Raw genomic sequence first — 19,438 nt, forward strand, 5'->3', positions numbered from 1 at the left:
TTGGTTGTAAACAGAAATAAGGTGTTTCGAATAATTCAGATAATAAAATAATTTGAGCACCTTTTGATGCTGCCTCACGTACTAATTTCTCTGCTTTTTCAAGGTTATTTTCTTTGTCCCATGTAAAGCTTGTCTGTGTTGCTGAAACTGTAACTTTTCTCATTGTGTTGTTGTATTAATAAAATTATAATTGTTGTTTTTTTATATTTAAAAGAGATGAAAGCGTTTAATTTTCTCTTTTTGTTTATTGATTATGTTACAAAAGTAGTGGGTACTATCAACAACGGCTGGTAAAAAAATTAGTAAAATTAGTAAAAAATTAATTTTTAGTATTAGAGACAAAAAAAAGCCCTCAATTATGCATTAAGGGTTCATTTTTTATTTATCACAATTTTATAAACTTTATTTTTTTGAGTTTATTCTCTTATATAAACTCGTAGTTCTTGTCCAGGATGGATCACATCAGAATCCAAATTATTTAATTTTCGGATATCTGCTGGTTGAATATCATATTTATTGGCAATTGTTCCAATACTTTCTCCAGGTAAAATTTTATGATTAAAGAACAATGCAGGAACTCCTATTTTAACTTGTTCTCCATCTTTTAATATTCTATCCATTGAGAATGCTTTTCCTTCAGCATCTAATACATTCTTTTCAGGTACCTTATAATGATTTGCAACACTGATCACAGTCTCACCTGCTTTACTTGAATGCATAAACCAAAAATCTTCTTTCTTATTGTCTTTCATTGCTGAAAGCTGTCCCATTATAAAACCATTTAACTGATCCAAACGAGCTACTTGAGTCGGAGTGAATGTATTTGTACGTTGACCTTGTTCAATCATAGTAATTGCTTCGGTCAACTTTTTAGTTGCATGTTGATAATTTTGCAAGTCGGCCATTTGCTTTAATACATCTGACTCTAATTTATTATATGCTAATATAGAAGGACTTGCAGTCACTTCTTCTGTTGTCTCTTCCGCAATAGTTTCTACTGAATCATTAGAATTGCCTCCCAATGAAAGTAAAAGACTAAATATGGAAGAAATAAACAAGCCTAATACAAATGAAGCTGATCCTATAATAGTATATCTTAATTTATTCTTTTTAGATAAACCTTTTTTTCTATTAATAGGTCCCGTCTTTCTTTTTAATCTACTCGTTGCAGTTTCCTGAGGTTTAGAAGAAGATTCTTTAACCTCTTCTTTTTTAGATCTATTTAATTCTTCATCGATCATTTCTACCCTTTTCTGGGCATTGGTTACACCTACCTCAGCTGCTCTAGCAAAAAATTGCCTTGCTTGATGAACATTCTTAAAAGTACCCATCCCCTTTTCACACATGTCTCCAAGAAGATAAAGTGTATCGCCATCTAGTAGCAAATCATCGGCATAATCATAAGCAATAGCCTTAAAAGTTTCGTCGTAGAGTCCTTGTTTATATAAACTCTTTATATCCAATAACTTTTGGGTTCGATCTAATTCTGGTAATTGTAAATTAGATAATAACTCCTTTTCATATTGACGTAATGTATCTTCATCTTTTTCTGTGATTATCTGATTCACCTTTTGCTGAATTTCTTCAGAAAAGTTGTCCAACATACGAATAGTATATTGGTTTGAACCAAAAACGTAAGTATCAGATTGTTCTGAGTTACCTTCAAATGAAAATGTAGCTCCTGCTTCAAAAGAATCAACAGGCTCAGAAACAATAACTCTTGGGGAAAGATCAGAAATAATGAGCACTGCATCCTCCTCTAGTTTACCATAAAAAACCTTACATCTGTCACCAATTACTATCGGTGTTTCTCGGTTAAATTGATAGCGGTCTTGAAGCTCTTGTATTGTCATATATCAAAAAAGTGAAATGCTGCCTATAAAAGAGTAAAATGTTTTGATACATCTAATCTATGGATTTTTCTTTAAATCACTTGAGTAAAAATGATATTTTTTAAAACATAATATATAATAAAAGGTTAATCTAATTATATGATTGGGTATTCACTTTTATATGTTCATCTTTGTAAAAGAATGGAAGTGAATCAGTTTCACCAATTAAGAATAACTAATTTTAATACTATAAAGATGACTTCTACAACACAAGCAAAAATTTATGATTTTACTGTAAATAATACAGCAGGTGAGCAAATAAGTTTAAAAGATTTTGAAGGTAAGACCTTGTTAATAGTAAATACTGCTACAAAATGTGGTCTAACTCCTCAATTCAAAGGATTAGAAGCATTATATGAAAAATATAAGGAACAAGGACTTGTTATTTTAGGCTTCCCATGTAATCAATTTGCAAGCCAAGAACCAGTAGATGACAAAGACATGGTTTCAACTTGTGAATTGAATTATGGCGTTACTTTCCCGTTATTCCAAAAAATTAATGTCAATGGTTCCAATGCAATCCCCTTATATAAATATCTAAAAAAAGCTTTACCAGGAACTTTAATTAATGCAATTAAATGGAACTTCACAAAGTTTTTAATTGATAAAAATGGTCAACCTATTCAACGTTTTGCTCCAAATGTTGAACCAAAAGAAATTGATTCAGCAATTGCCAAAATTTTATAGTCCTACTTTCAAAAATAGATTTATATGATTCTTGAAAAGTAATGATTTTTAATATTTTCCGTTTGTTTATCTTAAATTATGTAAATGAAACGTGAATATTAATTGTCTTCTTTACAAGAATCATTTTTTATTCATGAGAATGCCATAAATTGTGCAAAATTTCAAAATGGAATAATTAACAAAAATCAAAAATGAACAAAACATCAATTTTTACTGCCTTATTCATGGCGTTGATTCTTTCAATCTCATTCACGGGATGTAAAAGTCAAAAGAAAATTGCTGAAGAGCAGGCTGCAGCTGAATTATTAGCAAAAACTAATAAAGCTCAAGCTGATCTTAAAGCGATGGTTAATAAGGAGTATACATCATTGGATGAAGTGGCTAAAGATGAAGCTCGTCTTGCAGAAATCAAGTCTTACAATTTGGAAGATGCTGAGGTAAAAGAATTAATTGGAAAGGCTGAGCAAAACTTAAAAGATGCACGTGCTGCTCTTGAAGCTAAATTAGCTGCTGAGCAAAAAGCAAAAGAAGAAGCTGAAAAAGAAAAAGTAGAAGAAGCTCAAAAAAGAGATATCTATTACTTATTAGATAATATTGCAGGTTCTGGCTCTACTCAAGAAGGCAACTTAATGATCACTGAGGCATTATCTTTATTTGCTTCTCCAGACGTGCCTGTATTGATCGAAATTTACAATGACGGTGATATTGTAGATTACGACAAGCCTACAACAGCTCAAAAATATTTAGAATATCTTAAGGACGTGAAACGTAATCCTGACCAAATCAAAGAATTTAAGAAGGATGCAAACGGTAAAATCACTGAACTTATTTTAAAGAAAAAGTAATTTATGAATCCTTTAAGATCTCTATTCCCGATTTTACTGTTCATTCTTTTAGTAAGTGAAGCTCAAGCTCAAACTGAAAAGAAGGAAAATATTGCAGTAGAACTAAATGAAATCCTTAAAGATATTTCTGATCGTGACACTCCAGCATTTGAGGTAAGTCGTTTAATTGATCAAGCTTCAGATTATTTTTCTCCGAAAGCTAAAATCAATGTTGAATATCTTGGGAATCGAGCGGAAGATAAACAATACAGCCCTCGTAAATACTTTTTCAGAATTAGTAAAATGCCTGAAAACGGAATTATAATAAAGGCTGAGGATATCCAAGGGATTGATAAAAAAGGTAGAGTTACAGGATTAAAAATCTTAGAAATCATTTAATTATGAACACGATAAAAAAATTAAGTCTTTTATTTATTTGCTTGATCAGTTTTCAAGCTTTTGCACAAGATGCACAAAAACCAGAGCCTCCAATGCCTCCTGCTCGTAAGGCTGCCATTGACTCATTAGCATTAGAAAAAGTACACGATTTAAGTAAATATATCAGCAAAATTGGTGATAAAGAGACTTCTTTCTCTGAAGCAAACAGAGTAATTGAAAGAGCTTTAGAATTATTCGTTGAAGATGCTCAAATGGGTGTTTCTACTTTAGGTAAAAACCAAGTGAGATATTTCGGTATCCGTAAGTATTTAGAGCGTTTAAATAAACTTAATTATAAGACTGTTAAAATCGACTGGTTCGATATTCAGTACATTTCTGATCTTGAAAAACAACCTGATGGTAGATATGTTGGTGTTATTACAATTTACCAAAAATTTACAGGTGTTACAGAAGATGGTTTAGTTTACAAAGATGTAACTAAGAAAGATATCACTGTATACGTGGAGCGTAAAACTACTCAAATTGGTGGTAGAGAAATTGGCTTCTGGGATGTACTATTAGGTGACATCAGAGTTTCTGAAACAAAAAAAGGTTAAGAAATTAAGTACTCATAAAGCTTGATTGGTATGATATTATAGTAATGTTATATTAATCAAGCTCTATTCTTATACATGAAAAAGTTATTAATTCTATTTTTTCTGCTGACGAGTTGGCAAATCTCTTTCTCTCAAACCATTGGGAATTATACTGGAGATGAATCAAAATTATATGCTGAGACAAAACAATTTACTCAGTTTATTAAACGATTCAACAATGAAGAGGATAAAGACGGGAGACCCTACCCAACTGGCTCTTACAAATTCAGAGAAAACACCTATAGAAAAAAATATTTAGAGATATTATTTGATGGCCAAAACACGAACATCTCTCATAAATTAAAAAAAGAATTTATTGAGGATGTAACGAATAAAAAGGCTCCTAAATATATCGAAAAGCACGATGGTGAGTACTTCGCTGAAGTCAATACACGATTCTTATATAAAGGCAAAAACATGAATGTTACTTTATATCTTAATCTAGAACAAGATAGCTTAGGATATAAATGGGCAATTTCACATGTTTATTCCCAAGAGTGGAGTGCTTTATTTGACAACAACGATCCGAAAAGAAATTTCCTTCACCCAATGAGTCATGAAATTGATTTCATGAATTTACATAGAGCATTTGGTGATACAGACGAGTTACAAGACTATGCTTCAAAGGGGTTTGAAACTGATTACACAAGTATTCTGTTTTACTTAATTAAGACCGGAGATTTAAAGTTTGTAACCGTTGAACATATTAAATTCCATATTTTCCAAATTCATGGATGGTATTTTACTGTTGAAAAGTTTGAAAGAGATTCTTACAACTCTGGATGGTTAATTTCTTCATTAATGCCACTGAAAATTGATGATATGGAAACAATGAGAAGATACGTACTTCATATTAAGTAACGATATCTACGGTTGAATTAGAATATTTGAACTAAAATATATTAAAGAGATGCGAAAGCTGTATCTTATTTTATTATGTATTTCAACATCCTTCTTCTCAACGCAGGTTTTTGCACAAGAGGAAAATACGGAAAAAGAAATACCTGCAGAAAAACTGACTGAATATAAAGCTGAAGCTAAAGATTTAGTAATGTATTTACAGGGCATGTTGAACGACATTGCTGGTCAGGATTATACAAATCATGAAAAAGGAATCATCATCAATGACACTTATTTGAAGGTTTTTGCCTCAGATAAAACTCAAATTGAAGATGATTTAGATCCTAATCGTCAAGTGGTTTCAAATAAGGATGTTCAAGCTTATCTTAAAGATGTCGATTTCTTTTTTGAAGAAGCTGATTTTGAATTCATTATTGAAAACATCGCTCATAGTGTAACTCCTGAAGGTGATTTATACTTTACAGTAACGATGACAAGAAAGTTAAAAGGTATTACTGTTGATGGTGATACGATTGACAATTCTATGGAACGTTATGTTGAAATCAACCTTAATCCAGAAGATCTTGATCTTAAAATTGCTTCAATTTATACTACGAAGTTAAGTCAAAAGGAAGACATGGCACTTTGGTGGAATAAGTTGGACGATACTTGGAGAAATATTGTAGGAAGTGATATTACTTTAAAGAATAATGTACCTCTAAATGAAGTAGTATCTATTATTGATTCAGTGATGATCACGAAGCATGATAGCACTGTTGCAATTGACGAAAGTATTTACAAATACATTGATAATTTCCTTTCTAAGACAGAATTGGATGTTTCATTAAACCCTGAAATTCTTGATCTTACTCCATTAAGTAAATTGAGAAACCTTGAGGAATTAAATATTTCTGGAACGGGTGTAAATGACTTATCACCTATCAGAACTTTGACAAACTTAAAGCGTTTGAAATGTGAAATGACGGGTATTAATTCACTAGATCCATTGGTTTATTGTACAAACGTAGAAGTTTTAATGATCAATGATACGCAGATTGAAGATCTCAGTGTTGTTGAAAATTTTGAAGGTTTAGAAGAATTATATTGTTATAATACAAATATTTCAGATTTATCACCTTTAGCAAATCAAGAAAATTTAAGAGTAGTTTGGGCAAATGATACTCAAATCACTTCAATTGACCCATTAAATTCTTGTAAGTCTCTTCGCTCTTTAGATATTTCAAATACTCAAGTAGCTTCTATTGATGCACTTATGGGATTGACTAATCTTGAGCAATTGACAATCGACAATACTCCTGTTAATGATTTAACCTCGTTGTCTACAACAACCGCTTTAAAAACTTTATCAGCAGACAATACACAAATCAGTAATTTGTCTCCTCTAAAAAAATTGGAGCAACTAGATCGTATTTATTGTGATGGCACTGGTATCAATACTCAAATTGCTCAAGATTATATGAGAAATCACCCATCAACTTTGGTGATTTACGGATCTGAACAATTGAAAGAATGGTGGTCAGGTTTACCAGAAATTTGGAAAACAATCCTATTAAAAGAAGCTGATTTAAGTGGTACTCCAGAAAAAGAGCAACTACAGCAAATTGCGAATATTAAGAAAATCAATATTGCATCACAAGATGGTATTGTCAACTTAGAACCGTTAAGTTTCTTGGTAAATCTTGAAAAACTAAATGCTTCAAATACTGGAATTACTTCCCTTGATCCCTTAAAAAGCTGTCCTAATTTAAATACACTTGACGTTTCTAATACGAATGTTACAACTATTGAAGTATTAGCGAATTTAAAGTTATTAAAGAAGGTCAATCTTGATAAAACAAAAGTGAGTAATATTGATCCACTAAGCGATTTAAGAAAATTAGCTCGTTTGAATATCAATGACACTCCTGTTAGTAGTATTACTTCATTGAAAAAATCAACTTCCTTAAAAGTATTAGAAGCGGATAACACAAAATGTAGTGAAGCAACTATCATTAATTTTTCAAGAGAAAGTCAAGCTTTAGTGATCTTTAGAACTGCGAAGTTAACTACTTGGTGGAGTGGCTTAAGTGAAGACTGGAAAAAAGAATTTGACAATAAAGTTAAAATTAAAGGAGATACTCCTACAAAAGTTGAATTACATAAGATCAATATTATTGAAGATATAGACTTAAGTAATCACAAGGATATCAGAGATCTTTCGCCTTTATCGATGCTTTATAAATTAAAAGCATTGAACATTTCTTTCACTAGAATTACTGATTTAAATCCAATTAAAGATATTGCAACTTTAGAGAAATTCTCTTGTGACAATACTCCTGTTTCAGATATCAATCCTATTGGCAATTTAAAAGGTTTGAAAGAATTAAATATTTCAAATACAATTGTTACTAAGTTTGATGCTTTATCAGGTTTAACTCAACTGGAGAAATTGAAAGTTTCAGGTATCGTTAAGGTGAAAAATATTTCTTATGTTACCAATATGAAGTCTTTGACGGTATTTGAATGCTACAATACTTCGGTGAATAACTTGAAACCTTTAATGGGATTACCAAAATTGAAAACTTTAAAGTGCTATAAAACTAAATTAAACCAGAAGAAGGTAGATGCATTCAAGAGCAGCATGCCTAATGTAATGGTTGATTTTTATTAATAGTACTCAATATTATAAAAATATTAGCCCTTGATTTTGATATCAGAATCAAGGGCTTTTTCTTTACAGTATGGAAGGAGAAATTCAAAAGTTTCAAGAAAGTGAGATCAAAACATTACAGAATTTAGTAGGTGCTAAAATCAATGATGTGATCTATCATGTTTGGAGTAATATTGCCAAAGACGACGAAGAATATCAATGTTTAGATTGGTTAGAACTTCGTTTTGAGGATAAAACTAGATTAACATTTACGGCAGGTGAAGAAAGCGATGGGATCAAGATCGTGATCTTTGATGTTGTAGAAGAACGAAAGAAACTTTTAGAACAGTTTCAAGGTAAAATTGACATCAAGAGTTTTAGAGTAGTACGTATGGACCTTTGGGCTGACGTTCTTCATCAAACAATCTCTCAAGTCAAACTATCTAAAATCAAAGACGACTTTTATCTAAATGATGAGATGATTCTTGTTTTTGAAAATGACAATCAATTGAAAATAAGACTTTCCGAAGAGGATGGATTAAAGGTAGAAGTTTATGAAGATGAACCTCCTGTCATTAATTCTTTGGATGATTATCCAGAACCTGAAGAAGGTGAATAGACAATATTGAAGGGTAGATTGAAAAATTTATCCTTTTTTTATATCAAAAATCGGATTATGAAATTAAATGTATAAAATTTCACAAATATAAGAGGATCATTTTATCGTTTATTATAGTATGAAAATTACTTATGTATGAATAAAATTTACAAATCCTTTTTGAAATGGGCTTTTCTCAAAGCTAATAAGCTATACATCAGAAAAAGGAGAATTGTCATTACTTTCCCCCTTGCTATCTCAATAATAACAATTATGAAATTCAAGATATTTCTGGAACATTGTTAAGAGGAACCGAATGCTATAAATCAGTTGAACAAGCTGAAAAAAGAATATAAAATTTATTGAAATAGATTATTATAAGAAATTGAAAATCAATAAGGTGTTATATTATGTAACACCTTATTTTTTTGAATGTTAGGTTATACCTAATTTTTTTCATATTTATCCTTGCGAACTTCATAAATCTTGAGTAATATTGGTTAAAACAACACTTATTTCACTCTTATGAGAACTACGCCGCATTTTTATTCACATCTCTTTTTAGGAAGGCTCTACTTCTGAGGCGGTTATACTTATATATCTCATAAACTTTAACACTCTCATTCTTAATCTATTACTTAAGATGAACAATACACTTTCTTTTGATTTATCAGGAAAAGTGGCGTTTGTCTCTGCTGGTGCTGCTGGTATCGGTAAAATTATCTCACAAACGTTACTCTCCGTTGGTGCCGATGTTTTTGTATGTGACATCGACAAGCATGTTTTAAATGAATTTTTGACTGAAAATCCAAATGCAAAAGGAATTGTCGCTGACATTTCTAATGTTAGTGATGTCACAAAAATTTATTATGAAATTAATAAAATATACGGCCGATTGGACATTTTAATCAACAATGCAGGTATTGCTGGACCTACAGCTATAATTGGAGAAGTTGATACTTTGGCTTGGGAACAATGCATTAATGTAGATTTAAATGGTCAATTTTATTGTACTAATTATGCTGTCCCCTATTTAAAAGTTCATGGTGGGTCAATTATTAATATTGCTTCCAATGCAGCTTTCTTTGGTTTCCCTCAAAGAGGTGCTTATACAGCCTCTAAATGGGCAATGATAGGCCTAACGAAAACTTGGGCAATGGAATTAGGAGCAAGTAACATTAGAGTTAATGCTATTTGTCCTGGTTCTGTCAATGGACCTAGAATAGAAAGAGTAATAGAAAACGATGCTTCTCACAGAGGAATGTCTCCCCAACAAATTAAAGAGGTTTATCAAAAACAAAGCTCTATGCGTGTTTTTGTAGAAGCTGAAGATGTAGCAAATATGGTTACCTTTTTAGTATCAGACCTTGGTAAAAATATTTCAGGTCAAGCAATTGGAGTGGATGGTCATACAGAAGGCCTCAGCAATTGGCTAGACGTATAACATTAAACAAATATAATAATTATGAAAGCTGTCACTTTCTCAAAATTTGGCCCTGCCAATGAAGTATTAAAAATTACTGAAGTTGAAAAGCCAACTCCTGGTCATGGAGAGGTATTAGTAAAAGTACATACTTCAGGTGTAAATCCATCGGATGTAAAAAAACGTGCAGGTTCATTTCCTACTTTATTAGACAATGGACATGTTATACCGAACTCTGATGGTGCTGGAGTGATTGAAGCAGTTGGTCAAGGTGTTTCTTCAGCTAGAATTGGAGAAAGAGTTTGGTTATATCAAGCACAATATGGCCGTTTACTTGGAACTACAGCCGAATATATTTCAGTAGATGCTCATAGAGCGATTCCACTTCCTCAAAATGCATCCTTCGAAGTTGGAGCATGTTTAGGTATTCCGGTGATGACTGCACATAGATGTGTTTTTGGTGATGGAGATGTAGAAGGTAAAAGTATCGTTATCACTGGTGGAGCAGGTCGTGTAGGCTTTTACGCTATCCAATGGGCAAAAATGGGAGGAGCATTTGTCATTGCAACTGCTTCTAACGCTGAAGATGTTGAAGCTTGTAACAAGGCGGGTGCTGATGCAGTTGTAAATCATAGAGCAGATGATTTTAGTGACCGTATCCTTTCAGCTAATGGTGGAGAACAAATTGACCGAGTTATTGATGTAGAGTTTGGTGCTAATTTAGAAACGATGCTTAAAGTAGTAAAAATTGGGGCAACAATTTCTACTTACTCTTCTATGCAAGTTAAAAACCCAGAACTCCCATTTTTTCAAATGATGTATCAAGACCTGACTTTACATTTTGTCATTGTTTATGCTATGCCTGAAGAAGCAAAAACTCAAGCAATAGAAGATATTACATATGCACTGGAAGAGAATAAATTAATTCATAGAATTGCAGAAGTAGTTCCATTCAATGAACCTGCTAAAGCACATGAATTAATTGAAGAAGGAAAAGTAAGAGGTGCAGTAGTGATTAAGCTTTAAATAAATCTTTAATCACTCAATTTTTTAAACAAAATTTTTTAATAATGACCACGAAATCAAATACTATTCAGCCTGATAGAGATATTAACGAAACAAATTCACCCTTGAAAAAACAGAAAGTGGATAAACAAAGCTTTATCACTGCAGTAATCATCATGGTAGGTACTTGCTTACCTATGATGCTCACGCCATATAAAGTAGAACTATTTTTAAGAAACATGTACACTTCCATTTCTGAAAATTTTGGTTGGGCTTATATCCTATCAGGTATGATGGTATTTGGTTTTTTAATATGGCTAGCTTACTCAAGGTTTGGAAAAGTAAAACTAGGTGCTGCTGAGGACAAAGTGGAGTTTTCAGATTTTTCATGGGCGGGTATGTTGTTCTGTACCGGTGTTGGAGCAGGTATGATGTATTGGGCTGTCATTGAATGGGGACATTATTACAACACTCCTCCACATGGTTTAGAAGCCGGGAGTATTGGTGCTATTGAATGGGCTAGTAGCATGGGGCTTTTCCATTGGGGACCAATTGCATGGGCTATTTATTGTCTTCCTGCAATTACGATAGCTTATCCCTTTTATGTGAAGAAAGTCCCATATTTAAGGTTAAGTACTTCATTATATGGAATATTAAGTGAAAGAGCAATCAAAGGTCCTATTGCCAAAATTGTTGATATATTATTTATCATCAGTTTGTTGGGAGGAGCAGGCTATTCATTAGGTGTAACAACTCCTATGATCTCAGCAGGATTCAGTCATTTATTTGGATTAGAGGATAATTTCCAATTACAGGTGATTACTGCTCTATTCTGTGTAACAATCTTCTCAATTTCTACTTATTTTGGATTATCAAAAGGCATTAAAATACTTAGTGATTGGAACATTAGACTTTCATTGGTATTAGTAGGCTTTATTTTAATTGCTGGTCCAACTGTTTTTATCTTAAAAACAAGTATCAGCAGTCTTGGATTTATGATCTCTAACTTTGCTACAATGGCAAGTTGGACAGATCCATTTACAGATTCTAAATTTGTTGAAAATTGGACTGTTTTTTATTGGGCATGGTGGATCGCTTATGCTCCTTTTGTTGGATTATTTGTCACTAGAATTTCTTGTGGTAGAACAATCCGACAATTGATTTTTGGTATGTTATTCTACGGATCAGGTGGTGGTATGCTTTTCTTTATGGTAATGGGTAATTATTCTTTATCAGTTACCTTAAGTGAAACGGCTGACATTGCAAATATCATCACCACAGAAGGCGGAATTACAGCAATTATTCAAACTCTCAAAACCTTACCATTTCCTGCATTTGTAATTGGTATATTTTGTGTAGTAAGTATAATTTTCAGTGCGACAACTTATGACTCAGCTTCTTATATTATTGCTTCAACTGCAACAGAAGAACTAGAAGCAGGAGAAGATCCAGAAAGGAAACATCGTTTATTTTGGGCTTTTGCATTAGCTGCTTTACCAATATCATTAATGTTTATTGGAGCGATGAAAGTAATGCAATCCGTATTATTACTTGTCTCCTTCCCTATTTTATTTATTGGAATTCTTTCAGCTGTCGCTTTAGTCAAATCATTGCATAGAGACTTTCCAGAGCCGACTGAAAAGAAATTAGTAATTCGATCTTATCAAATCAAAAAAGAAAATTAAATGATAAAGGAAGGTGATGAAACCCTCCTTTTTTTATATTCTAATGCCAATTCCAAAGGACAATGCAAAAGTCTTTCGAGCAAAATACCAATCACCATTAACTTGTGCGACCAGATTATTTCCTATTCCTCGACTGTATCCACCGCCAAGAGCAAAATCTGTTTGACTTACTAATACACCTTTCATACTAAAGTGAAGGTCTGGCATAATATAGATTCTGTTTCCTAAAATTAATGAATGATCATTATTTAAAAATTCATACCCTGCTGTAAGTGACATATTGCCCGCTAAATAGTAATTTAATTCTGCATTACCATAAAATGTGGTACTTCCACTGGAAAACGCTGGGCCAATACTTCCTGAAATTTCGATGTTACCACTGTTTGAATCTTGAGCAAGTACATGACTTTCAGTGATTAAAAATAAAATACTGATAATTAGAAAAAATCTCATGTTAATAAATTAGGGATTAAAAACATTCAATTTATAAAACTTCAACGTTGATAAATAGTCAATTCAGATACTTTAAGAAGATTTACATTGTTAAAATATTTAACTAAAACTTACATCACACACTATTCAATAGTTTAAATCCATTTTTTTTGTTTAAAATAACTTTATTTACTCTTATATTTAGCAAAACAATTAAATCAGATATTTTTTAATCTAAGATTCATTTTCTCTTATGAAGTGGCTGTCAAAAGGAAAGAAAGACCGTGTTGTCTTCATTAATAACAAAACGAATGAAGTAACCTATCTTCCACATTCAAAAACTCGATCTCTTAATAATCCAGAGGAACAAGTTCAGTTGGAAACCTATCTTTCTTTAATTTATGATCATGAATACCCTGCTGAAAATCTTCGTGTTTGTGTCCCTGTCAAAATGGGATCTGCAACTAAAGAAGCAGATATTATCACGTATGCAGATCAAGCCGGAAGACAACCCTTTATGATTGTAGAATGTAAAAAGAAAGGTGTTCCAAATTCTGTTTTTAATGGTGCTATCGATCAAGGATTCTCTTATGCAAGTGCTACTTTAGCCAAATTTGTATGGACCACTGATGGTGATAAAAATGCTTATCATGAAGTCCTCCCTGAAAAAATTAATGAAAGAGAAGCTAATGTTATTCCTTCACCTCCTCCATTTAATGGAGCTGATGGATTTGGCTATACATTGAAAAAAGGCTTATACAGGATTTTAAAGTCACCAGTTCGCTGGATTCAAAGCTTATTTAAACTAGAAAGTGTACAAAATGCAAGCATCTATACTGGATTGTTATTGATCATTATGACACTCTTGACTAAGCTTGCGATGAACAATATGCAAAAGATATTAGAACTATCAAATACGCTTTGGCTACATCATGGTATGGATTTCTCATGGATCTATTATGCTTTAGCATTTACTGCTTTGTTCATTACTTTATCCCTTGGTAGTGCATTCAGTTTTATCCCAAATATGGGTAAAAAAGGTCTGACTTCTAAACAAGTGCTTTTACTTAGTTTCTTCCTTTTTATTCCCGTTTGGTATGCTGGATCAGAATATTCTTTAGCATGGTGGAACTGGAAACATTTCAAAAGTATGAACCATGAAATGTGGTTATTTATGGGGCCACAATTGGCTATTTCACCGATTCAGTTCGTTCTTTTTGCTGTTATTTTATCCCTTTCAAAGAGAAAGCCCTCTAATTCTAAAAGAAAACCAAGTAAAAAAAGACGTTAATCATTAATATTTCGTATTTTAAGTATTAGAATTCAGCCTATTTTACTTTTCAGTGTTGAATTTTACCACTTTTATCAACCTTATCATAATATTATCTATGCGTTCTCTACTATTTATCGCATTACTACTACCAAACCTAGTATTTGCACAGGATATTCAATTTAAAAACTTGACTATCCAAGATGCATTAAAACAAGCTAAACAAGAAAATAAAGATGTTTTCATTAGTGTTTACACTACTTTTTGTGAATCATGTCATTATATGAATGATCATGTTTTCAATGATAAAAAAGTTGGAAATTATTACAATCAAAATTATATCTCTATTGGTATTGATGCTGAAACCGAAGAAGGTAAGGCACTGGTAGAAGAATATAACCTCCACATCTATCCTTCTTATCTCTATTTTAATAACGAAAACACACCACTTCATCTTTTAGTTGGGAATATGGATACAGATGTCTTTTTGAAATCATCAAAAGAGGCAAGAGATCCGGAACATCAGCTATATACAGTAAAGAAGAAAGTAAATAAGCAATCTAGCCTTGAGTATATTGCTAATTATATTTACTTGACATACAAAGCAGCTAATGAAGATCCTGAAATGTTAGCTGTGTTCTTAAGTAAATTAAAAGACGAAAATATTGAAGAAGATAAAGTTTGGTTAGGTTTAAAAGAAGCTACTATCCATTTAGGTTTAGAATCTGAAGCTTTATTATATGTTGCCAAACATGCAATGCAAATTGAAAAAGAGCATGGTGTAAAAGAAATCATTCAAACTGTCAATGCTTCTGCAAGAATTTCAATGCGTCCTTATGTATTAGAGCGTAATATAAGTGGTTGGGAAGATCTAATGGCACATTTAGAAAAAGAGCTTGGACGTGTTGGTGAAACCTTGAACTATGCTTATAATCCTGCATTTTACTTTAGTATCAATGATTATTCTACTGCCTATAGTAAAATGGAAAAAGGTGTTCAGGTTTTAAGTGATCGTGACCCTGAAGTTCGAGCTTATTTATACAGAAACTGGGCTTGGAATGTTTATCATTATTTTAATGAAAAAGAAAAAATAGACCAAGGTTTAGTATGGATTAATGCTGCTATTGAAGTCCACCCAACATGTATGAATTTAGAAACTAAATCAGGTTTATTATTTAAAAATAAAGACTATAAACAAGCTAAAATCTATGCTGAAAAAGCGATTGAATTAGAAAAGAAAGAGGATGTTCATGCTATGCTTGCACATACTATATTAAGAGAATTAGAAAATCTAGAATAATCAAAAACGCATAAACAATTATTAATAAGATCTAACATGCGGAATCACGCATGTTGTTGCATTGTTTCGTAATTTGAGGCCAAGTATGTGATGAAAAATTATTAGACCTACAAGTTATGAAACGCATTATTGTATCATTATTAAGCTTTATCGTATTATTCGGTTGTTCTACTGATAGTTATAAAGGTATCGATCCACAATATCATTCTTTATTAGATCAAGCATTAGAACACGCTGGAGGTAATAAAGTTGAGATTCAAAAAGCCTTAAAAGGAGTTCCTACTAATGAAAAAAATGGTATGGCATTCCTTATCTCTTATATGCCAAAAAGAGATTTAAAAACTTTAACTGCAGAATACCTTATCAATAATATCAACTTGGCTTATAAGGCAAGAAATGAATTTGCTTGGGGAAATGAAGTTCCTGATTCTATCTTTTTCAATGATGTATTACCCTATGCCTTAATGAATGAAAGAAGAGATGATTGGAGACAAGATTTCTACAACCGTTTTGCCCCTATCGTCAAAGATTGCAAAACAATGGAAGAAGCTATTAAAGTATTGAATGATACCATCATTGATGTAGTTTCTGTAAAATATTCAACGGAAAGAGAAAAGCCTGATCAATCCCCTTATGAATCTATCGATCAAGGCTTAGCATCATGTTCTGGTCTATCTGTGTTATTAGCTGATGCTTTTAGAGCTGTAGGTATTCCCTCTCGTCTTGCAGGCACACCTAATTGGACATTAAAAGAAGGTAATCACAATTGGAATGAGGTATGGGTAAATGGAGAATGGTACTTTACCGAATATTATCCTTCAGGTTTAAATAAAGGATGGTTTTTAGCCGATGCCGGTGCCGCAAATGCTAATGATCAAAAAAATTGGATCTATGCTTCGTCATGGAAACCCGCCGAATATACCTTTCCTTTAGTATGGGATTATAACATTAAGTACGTGCATGCTCATAACGTCACAGATCGCTATATTAAACTTTGGAAAGAAGAAGAAGCGAAAAGAGCCACTCAAGATGGAAAAGTTGCGGTTCGTGTAAAAATGTTTAAAAACAAAGAATGTACTTTGATTAGTGATAATAGAGTAGCATCTACTGTTACGCTATCAAAAGGTAATAAAGTAATAGAAAATGGCACTACTTCAGGACCTACAAAGGACATGAATGATATTCTTCAATTTTTCATAGAAAAGGGTGAAAATTATACTTTAACCTATATCAGTAGTAATGGTCAACCTGTGACAAAAGATATTGTAACTGAAGAAAAACCTTTGGAGATTACACTTTATAAAAGTATCTAAAAACTATTTATACAAGTAAAAAAGCCTTCCATTCTCGATGAATAGAAGGCTTTTTTGCTTTAAGCTTCATTACTATTTAGACGTATAATGATTATAGCTACTTTACCGATTATAAAGTAAAAAATACCATACAAAGTACTTATTGAAGACACCTTAAGACCACCTGCTAAAAGACCCATGGGAACACTCCCTGCAGCTTCAATTGCTTCAAAAGCACCAAATAAACCAATCAATTGAAAGAAAATACCCATAACCAATGAAAGAATTGCTAATTCGTTGGCACCTTTCAAGCATTTTTCTTTTGTCAATTTACCAAAGCTTATTCCAAAGATATGAATCACCAACAAAATGATCATTGAAATGCCTATGAAAGAAATAGTTGACATTGCTTCAATACCACCCCATTGAAAAAATTCTGTAATAGTCATAATTATTAGTTGTTTAAAAATTAAAGATACCCAAATATACAGTATGAGGGAATTGAAAAAATAAACAGTCGGTAGATGTATTCATCTTATCGAAGAAAACTCTAAATTGGGAGATGAACATTCAAGTCTTCCTGCTAATCTACAAAATTTGGTTATTTATCTACAAATAGTCAATTTACATCGACAAACCATTTTTTTATCAAGAATAATCTGAAAATTTATAATATGTCAAATTTCAGAAATTTTTTAGCCAAGCGAATAACCTTTGAAACCATCTTTTGGGGGTGTTCCTTTATTATTACTTTCTTATTCTTGGGGCATTTTCATCAAGATTACTTTAATACATTTTCTTTTTGTTTGGTATGGTTTCCTTTTACAATAGGGTTTACATTCTATCTTAATTTTGAATTAATCAATAAGTATTTGATTCAAAAAAGGTATTTTAAGTTTTCGCTCTATTTATTATATGCGATCATCATCAACACCAACTTTCAAATGTTGTTAGTCGTTGGTGCCTTTATCCTATTTGCTGGCTTACAATACAAGAATCTTAATCCAATCGTCAATGATTTTTCCATGCTTTGGTTTGTTCAATTATTTATTACTGCCATGTATACTGCTTTACTTCAAATTAGAAATGAGCAAGAGAGAAAAGAGAAAATTCATCAATTGGAAAAGGAAAAGTATGAGATTGGATATCAATTGAAAGAATTAGAATTAAATACTCTAAAAGAGCAGATCCATCCTCACTTTTTATTCAATACTTTAAATAACATTTATGGATTAGCTATAGAAAAATCAGATGATCTACCGAAAATATTATTACAACTAAGTGGGCTTTTGGATTATTTAGTCTATCAATCCAAAGAAGAAAGTGTTCTATTATCAAAAGAAATAGATTTATTACAACAATACATTTCTCTTGAACAACTAAGGTTTGATGAAAGATTAGAATTAAATATCTTCTTTGAAGGAAAAGATTCTATGCTAAAAATTACCCCTTTTCTCCTTTTTCCAATGGTAGAAAATGCATTCAAGCATGGTATAAAGAGTAATAATCAACAAGCATATTTAAATATCAGTACTACCTTGGTTGAAAATGAATTTACTTTTATCGTTGAAAATAGTAAACCAATAAACAAAGAAATTAAGATTAATGGAGGTACTGGGCTAGAAAATTTAAAGAAGAGATTAAATTTATTTTATCCTTACAAACATGACTTTCAAATCGAAGAAAGTGAAACTTTTTTTAGAGCAACTTTAATAATAATGACATGAGTATAAAAGTATTAATTATAGATGACGAACCTATTTCAAGAAGAATCACTAAGAATTTCCTCTCTCAATTTGAAGGATACGAAGTAGTTGGAGAAGCTTCTGATGCTCAAGCTGGCTTTACAGAGATTGTACAAAAGGAAGTAGACCTTATTTTCTTAGATATTGAAATGCCTGAAATTTCTGGTTTAGATTTCCTTCGTTCTTTAGCTAAACCTCCGAAAGTAATTATTATTAGTGCTTACAGAGAATATGCTATTGAAGGTTATGATTTGAATGTCGTTGATTATTTATTAAAGCCTGTTGCAATTGAAAGATTTAGAATTGCATTAGAAAAATTTGAGAGTTTGAATACCTCTTCACCTCTTGATTTTAAAAAAGTATTGGGCGATTATTTATTTATTAGAGCCGATCGAAAACATCACAAGATCAATTTTGATGAAATAGAATACATCGAAAGCCAAGCAGATTATCTTATTATTCATAGCATAAATGGCTCAACTTGGAAAACAAAAGAAACCTTATCAGCAATTGAAGGAAAATTACCTTCCTCATTTATTCGCATTCACAGGTCTTTTATTGTCAATATGGAACATGTAAGAGCTTTCAATAGAGAATTAGTGGAGATTGGTAAAGAAGAACTTCCAGTAAGTAAGAGTTTCCGTGAAGTTGTTGTTCAGTTTTTTGAAGGATAAAAACTATCATGAAATAAGATATTTCACAAAAGGGGATGAAAAAAATAATCATCCCCTTTTTTACTACGTAAATAATAATATAACCAC

General features: G+C 31.9%; 19 protein-coding genes. 15 read left to right on the forward strand and 4 right to left on the reverse strand.

The window, feature by feature from the left end:
- Positions 1-163, reverse strand: a 163-nt coding sequence (locus ACXAHM_RS25015; RefSeq protein WP_474966607.1) for a nitrilase-related carbon-nitrogen hydrolase, incomplete at its 3' end; no start/stop codon positions are given.
- Between the two features lie 253 nt (positions 164-416).
- Positions 417-1,853 carry a LysM peptidoglycan-binding domain-containing protein gene (locus tag ACXAHM_RS25020; RefSeq protein WP_474966552.1) on the reverse strand — a complete coding sequence of 479 codons (1,437 nt, stop codon included), beginning with the start codon at positions 1,851-1,853 and terminating at the stop codon, positions 417-419.
- Positions 1,854-2,087: 234 nt separating this feature from the next.
- Between ACXAHM_RS25020 and ACXAHM_RS25025 the strand changes: the two genes are divergently transcribed.
- From ACXAHM_RS25025 to ACXAHM_RS25070, 10 genes are all read left to right on the forward strand, one after another.
- Positions 2,088-2,579, forward strand: coding sequence for a glutathione peroxidase (locus ACXAHM_RS25025; RefSeq protein ID WP_474966554.1), 492 nt, complete (start codon positions 2,088-2,090; stop codon positions 2,577-2,579).
- Between the two features lie 191 nt (positions 2,580-2,770).
- Positions 2,771-3,424: a hypothetical protein gene (locus tag ACXAHM_RS25030; RefSeq protein ID WP_474966556.1), complete on the forward strand. Its 654-nt coding sequence runs from the start codon at positions 2,771-2,773 to the stop codon at positions 3,422-3,424.
- A 3-nt stretch (positions 3,425-3,427) separates the two neighbouring features.
- A complete protein-coding gene (locus tag ACXAHM_RS25035) occupies positions 3,428-3,802 on the forward strand; it encodes a hypothetical protein (protein ID WP_474966558.1) in 375 nt (124 codons plus the stop codon).
- An 11-nt stretch (positions 3,803-3,813) separates the two neighbouring features.
- Complete coding sequence (locus ACXAHM_RS25040; protein ID WP_474966611.1) at positions 3,814-4,398, forward strand: hypothetical protein; 585 nt, start codon at positions 3,814-3,816, stop codon at positions 4,396-4,398.
- A gap of 75 nt (positions 4,399-4,473) precedes the next feature.
- The gene (locus ACXAHM_RS25045; RefSeq protein WP_474966561.1) at positions 4,474-5,298 is read left to right on the forward strand and encodes a hypothetical protein; all 825 of its coding nucleotides are present in this window, start codon (positions 4,474-4,476) and stop codon (positions 5,296-5,298) included.
- 49 nt (positions 5,299-5,347) lie between these two features.
- Entirely contained in the window at positions 5,348-7,948 is a 2,601-nt protein-coding gene (locus ACXAHM_RS25050; protein WP_474966564.1) for a leucine-rich repeat domain-containing protein, read from the forward strand.
- Positions 7,949-8,018: 70 nt separating this feature from the next.
- Complete coding sequence (locus ACXAHM_RS25055; RefSeq protein WP_474966567.1) at positions 8,019-8,546, forward strand: hypothetical protein; 528 nt, start codon at positions 8,019-8,021, stop codon at positions 8,544-8,546.
- Positions 8,547-9,168: 622 nt separating this feature from the next.
- Positions 9,169-9,969: an SDR family oxidoreductase gene (locus tag ACXAHM_RS25060; protein ID WP_474966570.1), complete on the forward strand. Its 801-nt coding sequence runs from the start codon at positions 9,169-9,171 to the stop codon at positions 9,967-9,969.
- Between the two features lie 21 nt (positions 9,970-9,990).
- A complete protein-coding gene (locus ACXAHM_RS25065) occupies positions 9,991-10,974 on the forward strand; it encodes an NADPH:quinone reductase (RefSeq protein WP_474966574.1) in 984 nt (327 codons plus the stop codon).
- A gap of 44 nt (positions 10,975-11,018) precedes the next feature.
- Positions 11,019-12,638 (forward strand): BCCT family transporter, encoded by a 1,620-nt coding sequence (locus ACXAHM_RS25070; protein WP_474966578.1) that lies wholly within the window; start codon positions 11,019-11,021, stop codon positions 12,636-12,638.
- A 33-nt stretch (positions 12,639-12,671) separates the two neighbouring features.
- Here the strand turns inward: ACXAHM_RS25070 and ACXAHM_RS25075 are convergent, their stop codons facing one another.
- Positions 12,672-13,091 carry a hypothetical protein gene (locus ACXAHM_RS25075; protein ID WP_474966582.1) on the reverse strand — a complete coding sequence of 140 codons (420 nt, stop codon included), beginning with the start codon at positions 13,089-13,091 and terminating at the stop codon, positions 12,672-12,674.
- A gap of 232 nt (positions 13,092-13,323) precedes the next feature.
- Between ACXAHM_RS25075 and ACXAHM_RS25080 the strand changes: the two genes are divergently transcribed.
- From ACXAHM_RS25080 to ACXAHM_RS25090, 3 genes are all read left to right on the forward strand, one after another.
- Positions 13,324-14,361 carry a type I restriction enzyme HsdR N-terminal domain-containing protein gene (locus ACXAHM_RS25080; RefSeq protein ID WP_474966586.1) on the forward strand — a complete coding sequence of 346 codons (1,038 nt, stop codon included), beginning with the start codon at positions 13,324-13,326 and terminating at the stop codon, positions 14,359-14,361.
- A 97-nt stretch (positions 14,362-14,458) separates the two neighbouring features.
- Positions 14,459-15,640, forward strand: coding sequence for a thioredoxin family protein (locus tag ACXAHM_RS25085; protein WP_474966589.1), 1,182 nt, complete (start codon positions 14,459-14,461; stop codon positions 15,638-15,640).
- A gap of 116 nt (positions 15,641-15,756) precedes the next feature.
- Positions 15,757-16,953, forward strand: a complete 1,197-nt coding sequence (locus ACXAHM_RS25090; RefSeq protein WP_474966593.1) for a transglutaminase-like domain-containing protein — start codon at positions 15,757-15,759, stop codon at positions 16,951-16,953.
- A gap of 59 nt (positions 16,954-17,012) precedes the next feature.
- On the opposite strand, the gene ACXAHM_RS25095 is transcribed toward ACXAHM_RS25090, so the two are convergent.
- The gene (locus tag ACXAHM_RS25095; RefSeq protein WP_474966597.1) at positions 17,013-17,381 is read right to left on the reverse strand and encodes a hypothetical protein; all 369 of its coding nucleotides are present in this window, start codon (positions 17,379-17,381) and stop codon (positions 17,013-17,015) included.
- Between the two features lie 495 nt (positions 17,382-17,876).
- Between ACXAHM_RS25095 and ACXAHM_RS25100 the strand changes: the two genes are divergently transcribed.
- Positions 17,877-18,659 (forward strand): sensor histidine kinase, encoded by a 783-nt coding sequence (locus ACXAHM_RS25100; protein ID WP_474966601.1) that lies wholly within the window; start codon positions 17,877-17,879, stop codon positions 18,657-18,659.
- A complete protein-coding gene (locus tag ACXAHM_RS25105) occupies positions 18,656-19,351 on the forward strand; it encodes a LytR/AlgR family response regulator transcription factor (protein WP_474966604.1) in 696 nt (231 codons plus the stop codon). Before ACXAHM_RS25100 ends, ACXAHM_RS25105 begins: the two co-directional genes overlap by 4 nt.
- The last annotated feature ends 87 nt before the right edge of the window (positions 19,352-19,438 follow it).

Source organism: Flammeovirga sp. AWQ4_249, assembly GCF_056161045.1.